The sequence below is a fragment of the Acuticoccus mangrovi genome (genome assembly GCF_016411865.1).
In the GTDB taxonomy this organism is placed as follows: domain Bacteria; phylum Pseudomonadota; class Alphaproteobacteria; order Rhizobiales; family Amorphaceae; genus Acuticoccus; species Acuticoccus mangrovi.
Genome location: NZ_JAEKJA010000049.1, coordinates 1 through 9,585, shown reverse-complemented (window position 1 = coordinate 9,585; position 9,585 = coordinate 1). Strand labels below are relative to the sequence as shown.

Sequence of the window (9,585 nt, the reverse complement as noted above, 5' to 3'; positions counted from 1 at the left end):
ATCATCATCCGATGGTGGTGCTGATTGAGTCCGCAGCCTAGGGCGCCGCTCGGCAAATGCGCGCGTCACCCTCAATCACCTCTATCGCAACCCCATCGTGTCCGCTTCCGACATCGAGCGCGAAGTCGGCGTGACGAGCCCGACGGCAAACGCCATCATCCGCGACCTCATCGACCTCGGCATCCTGCGGGAAATTACCGGGCAGCAACGATGGCGCGCCTATGCATTTGAACATTACCTTGGCCTGTTCGTAAGGTAAGGATAAGGCCTCTCGCTTTCCTTAGAGGGCGAGGGAGGAAAGGCAAGCCGCATGACGCTCCACCACGAAATCCGCTTCGAGGACGAGATCTGCGGCCACCTCGCAGCCAACGGCTGGCTCTATGCCGAGGGCGACCATGCCCGCTACGACCGAGCCCGCGCCCTCTTCCCCGATGACCTCGCCGCCTGGATCGAGGCGACACAGCCGAAGGCGTGGGAGGCGATCACCCGCCCCGGCGTCGCCAAAGGACTCGACACGCTGCTCGACCGCCTGCGCAAGCAGATCAATGCCCGCGGCACGCTGGACGTCCTGCGCCACGGCATCGAGATGGTGGGCGTCGGGGCGATCCGGCTTGCCGAGTTCAGGCCGGCCCTCGCCACCAACCCGGACATCATGGCCCGCTACCGTGCCAACCGCCTTCGCGTCGTGCGGCAGGTACGCTACTCCGCGTCGAACGAGAACGCGCTCGACCTCGTCCTCTTCCTCAACGGCATTCCGGTGGCGACCGTCGAGCTGAAGACGGACAATGCCCAGGCCGTGGGCGACGCGATCGACCAGTACCGGCTGGACCGCCCCCCGAAGAACGAGCTGCTTCTCGGCTTCCCGAACGGGGCCCTCGTCCACTTCGCGGTGAGCAACCGCGAGGTGTTCATGTCGACGAAGCTCACCGGCAAAGACACGACCTTCCTCCCCTTCAACCGCGGCAACGACGGTGGTGCAGGCAACCCGCCCCACCCCTCCGGCCATGCCACCGCCTACCTCTGGCAGGACGTCTGGGAGCGCGAGAGCTGGCTCGAGCTGATCGGCCGCTACATGATCGCGGAGAAGGACAGGAAGGAGGCGATCACCAAGCTGATCTTCCCCCGCTTCCACCAGCTCGATGCGACACGCTCCCTCGTCGCCGCCGTCCTCGATGAAGGGCCCGGGCGGAAATACCTGATCCAGCACTCGGCGGGGTCCGGCAAGACCAACTCCATCGCGTGGTCGGCCCACTTCCTCGCCGATCTTCACGACGCGTCGAGCAGGAAGGTGTTCGACACGGTCATCGTCGTGTCCGACCGCCGGGTGATCGACGGGCAGCTTCAAGGCGCCATCCGCAGCTTCGAGCGCAACCAGGGTGTCGTGGAGACGATCACCGACGAGAGTGGCTCGAAGAGCGCGGCCCTCGCCGAAGCGCTGGGAGGCGGCAAGAAGATCGTCGTCTGCACCATCCAGACATTCCCCTTCGCGCTGGAGGAGGTCCAGCGCCTCGCCGCCACCGAGGGCAAGACGTTCGCGGTGATCGCCGACGAGGCCCACTCCTCCCAGACCGGGCAGGCCGCGCAGAAGCTGAAGCAGCTCCTTTCCGCCGAGGACCGCGAGGCACTGGAGACGGGCGAGATCGACACCGAGGCGATCCTTGCAGCCCAGATGGGCGCCCGCGCAAGCCAGAGCGGGATAACCTACGTTGCCTTCACCGCCACCCCGAAGGCCAAGACGCTGGAGCTGTTCGGCCGCCCCGACCCGGCCGACCCGAAGGGCCCGCTCCGCGCCTTCCACGTCTACTCGATGAAGCAGGCGATCGAGGAAGGGTTCATCCTCGACGTCCTCCAGAACTACACCCCCTACGCGCTCGCCTTCCGCCTCAGCCAGGAGGGCAAGGAGATCTCCAGCGAGGACGTGGAGCGCGATGCCGCCACCCGCGGCCTGATGCAGTGGGTCCGCCTCCACCCGCACAACATCGCCCAGAAGGTGAAGATCATTGTCGAGCACTACCGCGCCAATGTGGCCGGCCTTCTCGATGGCAAGGCCAAGGCGATAGTGGTCCTCCAGTCACGCAAGGAGGCGGTGCGCTGGAAGCTCGCGATCGACAAGTACATCCGCGAGAACGGCTACGGCATCGGCACCCTCGTGGCCTTCTCCGGCGAGGTGAATGACCCCAAAAGCGGCCTCGAGAGCGTGACCGAGAAGAGCGAGATCCTGAATCCCGACCTCAGAGGACGGGACATCAAGGAGGCGTTCAACACCGACCCGTTCCAGATCCTCCTTGTCGCCAACAAGTTCCAGACGGGCTTCGATCAGCCGCTGCTCTGCGCCATGTACATCGACCGCCGCCTTGCCGGCGTGCAGGCCGTGCAGACCCTCTCCCGCCTGAACCGCGCCTACAACAACGGCAACATCGTCAAGGACACGACGTACGTTCTCGATTTCTCGGACAGCTGGAGCGAGGTCCTCAGCGCCTTTGCCACCTACCATGGCGAGGCGACGCTCGCCGAAGCGTCCAACCCTGAGCTCATCTACGATCTGCGCGCCAAGCTCGACGCCCTCGGCTATTACGACAATCACGAGGTGGACCGCGTTGCAGGCGTCGTCGTGCGCTACGAGGCGGGGGACCGTGTCACCCAGGGCGATCTGCAACGGGCCATCAACCCGGTTGCTGACCGGCTCCTCACTCGCTTCAAGGCCGCACAGACTTCGCTGGAGGCGGCGCAACGATCCGGGCATTTGCACGACGAGAAGGAGGCCAAGGAGACGCTGGACGCTCTCATCGCGTTCAAGTCGGACATACAGCTCTTCGTGCGCCTCTACAGCTTCCTGTCGCAGATCTTCGACTACGCCAGCACCGATATCGAAAAGCGCTCGATCTTCTACCGGCGCCTCGCACCGTTGCTGGAATTCGGGCGGGAACGCGAAGGCGTGGACCTGTCCAAGGTCGTCCTGACCCACCATCACCTGAAATCGAAGGGCCGCACCGCGGCAACGCCGGAGGACATGGGAGGCGGGTCCGGCCTGCGCGCCCCGACCGAGGCCGGAACCGGCCAGCTGCGCGAGAAGGAGCGCGTACGCCTCGAGGACATCATCGAAAGGGTGAACGACCTCTTCAGCGGCGACCTCACCGAAGAGCACAAGATCGCCTTCTACGAAGGTGTGGAAGCATCCGTCCTCGGCTCCGAAACGCTCCAGCAGCAGGCTCGCCATAACAATGAGGCCCAGTTCGCGAACTCTCCCGATCTGTCGGACGAGATCATGAACGCCGTGATGGATACGGACGCAAAATTTACCGACATGGTCCGGCAGGTCCTTGGCGAGGAAAGCGTTCGCGCCGGCCTGAAGGATGCCCTGATCAGAGGTGGCATATGGTCGAAGCTGCGGACCACGGCCGAGCACCACCGCCCGTCGTCGCAAGCAGCGAAGTGAAGTCGCCCAGCCTCCCGTCCGCCAACGCGTCCGGTTATACTGCGGCAGTCTCCTCCCGCCATGCCCGACACTGATCGAGATAGCCCCTCGCATCTCGGCTGAGCCGGCCGATTCCAAGGTATCGTGCGAGTTCGAGTGTCGGATCATCCGATGAGGCAAGGCTTTCCGCATTCTGGTCGATGACGGCTGCGATCTCGGTCCGAGAAACCTCGCGGATCGAGCGATCCCCCAACCCCTTGAACGGCACCCTTTCCGCCACCGCGTCCGGCGTCCACGCGAACGGCCCATCGAACTCCTCGTGCAGGACGACGCGGGCGAGGCACTCCATGACCTGTGCCGAAATGCGGGGGCCCGTGCGCTGCCATCCATGGCGCAGGGAGACCTTCCGGGCGACCAGCGCGAGGGGGAGCGGGCCCTCCTGTGCCACGATCTCGAAAACCAGCTGCTCCAGAACGGGCTTGTAGTCCGGCTCGAAGAAGCGCGTCGCATCGAGGTCATCGGCACGCGGCTCCGGCGCGCCAGCCACGATCCCGGGATCGACGCCGGGCACCGGGAGGGACGGGCCCCCTCCACCGGAAGCAACACCAGGACCGGGGCGATCAACGTCCGCATCGGAGGCCACGTCCGCGGGTGCCGGGAGCGCTGGCATATCGCGGAAGGTGACCCGGTCCGCCGCGGCTTCGTCAGGGGCTGGCAGGCTCCACGCCTCCGGCATGTCCAGCTCGGTGGCCGCGGGTGGCAAGGCCACGAGGTGTTCGGCCGGTTCCCCCGGAGTCGACCACTCCCACGCTGCGTCCTCCTCGGGTCCGCTAGCGCCGGCTGCCGCCGTCCGCGCCTTTCGATCGGCTTCCAGCCGCTCTGACAGCTGATCGTGGATCCTTTTCACGACCTGAGCCTGATTCTTGAACCAGTCGGTCGACCAGATCCGCAGGATGCACCAGCCGAGTTGCTCGAGGACGGACTGGCGTACCTTGTCGCGGTCGCGTGCAGTCGCAGACGAATGATACTGCGCGCCGTCGCACTCGACCCCGGCGAGGTATGATCCCGCCCGATCCGGATTGACGACGCCAAGATCGATGCGGAACCCGGACACGCCGATCTGCGTGCGCACATCCCATCCCAGTGCGCGCAGCGCGTCGGCAACGGCCTCCTCGAAGGGGCTGTCCGCCGGGCCCAACGAGCCCTCTTCGCGGGCCGGCAGGGCAAGCGCGCCCCGATCGGCGTAGTCGAGGAAGGCCTTGAGATCGTGGACCCCCTTCGCCCGGGTCCGATCACGATCGATCCAGTCTTCCGTGATCGACGAGAACACGTGCATTTCCTGCCGTGCCCTGGTGACGGCAACATTGAGGCGTTTCTCGCCACCCTCGTTGTTGAGGGCACCAAAATTCATCGAGGGCTTGCCGGCGAGGTCGGGACCAAAAGTGATGGAAAACAGGATGACATCGCGCTCGTCGCCCTGAACATTTTCCAGGTTTTTGACGATGAGACCCTCCTTACGCTCATCCTCAAAGAACCACTCCAGGCGTGGATCCTCACGCCGTAACTCGTCCAAGAGGTCCATAATGAGGCCCTGCTGCTGGACGTTGAACGTCACCACGCCGAGCGATGGGCGCGCTTCCTCCGGCCGCTCTAGCCATTCGGCAAGGCGGCGGCGGATAAATTTCACGACCGCCCGGGCTTCTTTCTCGTTCGTGCGGCCCTTGCCCCGCGCGTAGGTGCCGTCGATCTTGTGGAGGTGAACGGCGCCCGCCCCGGTCGCAGGCGCGGGGAACGTCACGAGACGTCCGTCGTAGAAGAAGTGGTTGGAGAAGGCGATCAGGCTCTCATCGCGGCTGCGATAGTGCCAGTCGAGGTGCCGCGTCGGAATGCCGGCCGCCGTCACCTCGTCGAGGATCGACGGCATATCCTTCTCGTGCGCGGCTTCTCCGCTGTCATCGTCATCATCCGAGCGGCCGAAGAAATTGGTCGGAGGAAGTTGCTTCGGATCGCCCACGACGATGGTCTGGTGCCCGCGAGCGATGGCTCCGACGGCATCCCAGGTGGTGATCTGGGAGGCCTCGTCGAAGATCACCACATCGAACGGCTGGCTCCCCGCAGGAAGATATTGCGCGATCGAAAGCGGCGACATGAGCACACAGGGCGCGAGCTTCGGCAATGTTTCAGGCATTTGCGACAAGAGCATCCGCACCGAAACGGAGGGACGCTTCAGCCCGAGCTGATGCCGCAGGATGCCGAGTTCGGAGTTGCGCGGCACACCGTCCCGCGCCGGCAGCCCATGCGCGATCCGCCGCATGATTTCGGACGGAGCAATCTTCGCGGCCTCTTCATCGATGGCCCGGAAAGCCCTGATCTTCTCCTCGTGATCCCAGTAGGCGAAACGCCGGAGCTCATCGCTCGCGTCGAGTGCAAGGGGAAGCCACCAGCGAACATAAGCGCGTCGCAGGGACAGCGCGGCATCGTCCCCCGCGTCATCCTTCTCCACAAGCGCCACGAATGGCCCAAGGCCTGCCGCCTCGGCGGCCCCGCGCGCCTCCAGCCATCGCGTCCAGTCGGCAACCCGGGAGCGGTTCTGCTGCAGGGTCAGCACGGCCTCGGACCAGGCCACCACGTCGCCCTCCTCGTCCAGCCGACCGCCCGCCTCGACAAACTTCCGTGCCGCTTGCTCGACCCGCTCCTCGACCTTCCGGTGCTCGGCAAGAGCTCGTCGCGCCTCGCTGTCCCGCCCGGTCACAAGATCGGCCACAGCTGCGGACCATCGCCCCGGTTGGTCTACATCGGAAGACACGAGCGCGGTCGCCCTCCGGAACTCCAGGGCCTGCCTCACGACCGTCATCATCCGCGCCCCGTCCGCGGCACCCTCGGCGGCCATCGACATCGGGTTGTCGGCGAGGGATTGCAGGCGGGCCTGCATCTGGAACAGCCGGCCGAGGTCCTGACCCGGGTCGGGCCGTCCGCCCTCGCCATAGGTGGCCAGCAAGCGGCGCACCCTGCCCTTGGCGAGCCACGAGAACGGCCAGATTTTCGACTGTGCCTCGCGCCACTCACCATCGAGCTGTTCGACCGGCAGCCGCCGTACCGCATCGTCCGAGTAGCGCACGGACGTGCCGTGGCGCGCCTCGGCGAGTTCCGCGTGTTCCGTCTCCCAGTCGGCTGCCGCCTTCAGGAGACTGTGCTCCTCGATGTCGGGGACCCGCGTCAGGTCCAACGCCGCATCGTCGAGCCGGCCCGAGAGTGCCCGCAGAAGGGGCCTATGCTCCGGCATGGCATCGGGCCCCACCCGCAGACCCAAGATGCTACAGGTCTTGCGGTAGCTGGCATGCCAGGCGCCGAGTGTCGCGGCGAGGACGTCGGTCGCCTCGAAGAAGGCTGCCTCCCAGGCAAACGACCAGTCCGTCGCGGCAACGGCATCAAGTCGGGGCCCCTCCCGCACGATCGAGCGCGTGCGAACAAGTTCCTCTGCAATCTCGACGAGCTTATGGAAGCGCTCGGCGCCGTGCGCATCTTTCGAGGCGAAGGACAATACGGGTCCGCTTGGCGCCGCAGCCAGCCATCCGATCGCATCGAATACACTGAAACCTTGGGTTCCCTTGCGGTGCAGCGCATCGACATAGGCGTTTAGCTGATCGCGGCGCATCCTGATCTGGTCAGTGACCTCGATCCACCTCCCGCCCTCAACACTTGCCGCGCGATCCCAGTTCCGTCCGAGTTGGGACAGGACTGCCTTGCGATCCGTCTTGCTCGAGTGCAGCTCGAGGACGGCGTCGCCCAGCCCTTGCCCCGTCAGATTGCGATAAACGACATCCAGCGCAGCCGCCTTCTCGGCCACGAAGAGCACTGATTTCCCACTGGCAAGGCACTGGCAGATGATGTTGGTGATCGTCTGGCTCTTGCCCGTCCCAGGCGGGCCGACAAGCACAAAATTCCGCTCTTCAACGGCCGCGACCACCGCGGCCAGCTGGGAGCTGTCTGCGGGCAGCGGCGTAATAAGCCCGACCGGATCAACCTGGCGGTCCATGTCGGCTGGCTCGATCGCTGCCGGGGCGTTGGCATCGAAGGCTTCCGTTGGATTGTCGATCAGGTGCCGGACAAGGTCGTTCTTGCGGAGATCATCGGCACGATCGACAAGATCCTTCCACATCAGGTATTTCGAGAAGGAGAAAGTGGCGAGCGCCAAGTCCTCGACAACCTCGAACCCTGCAATATCCCGCACCTTCTGGCGCATAATCTCCAGAATACGCGGAACGTCGATCCCGCTCTCATCGGTGGGCAGATCACCTTCCAGCTCCGGCAGCCGCAGATCGAAATCACGCTTGAGAAACTCGATCAAGGTCGAGTTGAATCGAACTTCGTCCTCGTGGTGGGCGAGCTTGAACTTCGATTGTGCCGAGCGACGTTCCAGCTTGACGGGGATGAGGAGCAGCGGCGCCCGGTAACTCTTCGTGTCCCCTTCCTTCTTCCGCCAGCGCAGGAAGCCAGCCGCGAGGAAGAGGGTATTGGTCCCTCCCTCCTGCATGTCACTGCGGGACCGCCTGAACAGCGCGGTAAGGCGCGCGTCTGTTTCTTTCAACGTGAGCGGGATCGCGATCTGGTTTCGGGCAAACGCGTCTGCCGCAGCACCCTCCTCGATCCGGTCGCGTTCCTGCGGTGTCACCGTGCGGATCCCGAGCGGATCGTCCTCACGCAGCGCATAGGCCTGGAACCGCTCGCCGTTCGCCAGTCGATCCTCCAGCGTCGGCAGATCGGGGCACAGCAGGGGCACGGTCTGCCCGCTCGAAACGAAGTTGAGGAGACGATTGCGAAGCGTCAGATCGAGGAGCTTGCGCTGCCAGCGCTCAACCCGTCCGAGGGCGGTGTCGGGCGCCTCCTCGACCTCTTCACTCGGCAATGCGGCGAAGTCGAGCGGTTTCGGCAGTGGCGCCGCAGTCACATTGTCGTCCGCAGCGGCCTCTGCGGCGGGAGGGGCGTGCGATGCGAGCGGATAGATTCTGGCGGCCCGGCAGCGGGCGATGTCGACCGCAACCTCGAACTCGTGCTCACGCTCTTCGGCGAGAAGTCGCCCGCCCTCGTCCACAGCCTCGGCCAGTCCGATGGTCGGCCGCCTTGTGAGGAAGGTGGTCTCGATTGCAATGAACTCGCGCGACTGCACGGCCTTCCGCACGGCCACCACATCTGGCTCCGTGACGGCTCCGAAATCGCGCTTGACCAGCCACACACCGAGCCACGCATGCCCCTTCGAGAACAGCACGACCGGATTGAGACCGACGGCCTCGAAAGCTGCGGCCAACAGCAAGGCGCTGTCGAGGCATGTCGCCAATCCCTCGGAGCGGATGCGGCCCGGCCCGCGAACCTTTTGCCCCTCGCGCTCGAAGGACGCGGGCGGTTCAGCGTACGTCAGCCCCAGCGCCGTTGCGGCTGACCAAATCGCGCCAACAAGCAACCAGACGCGCTGCGGATCACCGGACTGGTATCCTTCCAGCGAACCGCTGTGGCCCGGCCGCTCCAGAACACGGGACGCTTCCTTCAGGAGCTCTGCGACTGCTGAATGGGACGGGGAGACGAATGCCGCGAGAAGCTGGGCCATCTCGCTGATACCCCCCCATTCGTCGCGGGCGAGCATTCGAATGGGCCGAAATTCATCGAGGATTGTTGCATCGCCCGTCTCCACCTCTAATCGCAATTCCCCCCGCTCCGCCTCATTGAGCCCACCGAGACGCTCGAGGTCGAATGTGGTCGAGAGATTGCGAAGCGCGATTTCGGATTGCGGACCGATACGGTCCACCTGCCATGTCCGAGGACGAATGACCGGTGGCACCGCAGTCAAACGGACAGTCAGCTTCTCAAATGCCTCCGATGTCCCATTCTTCAAAATCAATTGATGAATGACCGCAACATCATTCTGCGCCGCAGCGAAATTGACCTTTCCGATTGAATCGAAGTCCAAAGACAGCGTGCTAACGCTCGCCTCGCCATCGTGAGCGGACTGTTCGGTCATAGTTATCGTCGCTCGTTCGTCCAGTGGAATGGAACTTTTCGCGCGTTGGATTGGGGCAATAATGTGACGCCAAGTCAAGCATGCCTTCAAACCGCGGCGAGCGGATCGCAACACTTCTGAAGTGCCCCCCATTTCGACCGGACAGCTGGCGTAAGCA

General features: G+C 64.6%; 2 protein-coding genes and 1 pseudogene. 2 read left to right on the top strand and 1 reads right to left on the bottom strand.

Translation table 11 applies throughout. The features are described 5' to 3' along the window. Positions 1–79 precede the first annotated feature (79 nt). Both JCR33_RS24565 and JCR33_RS24560 read left to right on the top strand, forming a co-directional pair. Positions 80–259: pseudogene (locus JCR33_RS24565) on the top strand (helix-turn-helix domain-containing protein); the annotation flags it as partial. 51 nt (positions 260–310) lie between these two features. Further along, positions 311–3,436, top strand: coding sequence for a type I restriction endonuclease subunit R (locus JCR33_RS24560; RefSeq protein WP_198884791.1), 3,126 nt, complete (start codon positions 311–313; stop codon positions 3,434–3,436). A 34-nt stretch (positions 3,437–3,470) separates the two neighbouring features. Here the strand turns inward: JCR33_RS24560 and JCR33_RS24555 are convergent, their stop codons facing one another. Further along, complete coding sequence (locus JCR33_RS24555) at positions 3,471–9,428, bottom strand: DUF3320 domain-containing protein (RefSeq protein ID WP_198884790.1); 5,958 nt, start codon at positions 9,426–9,428, stop codon at positions 3,471–3,473. Between the last annotated feature and the right edge of the window lie 157 nt (positions 9,429–9,585).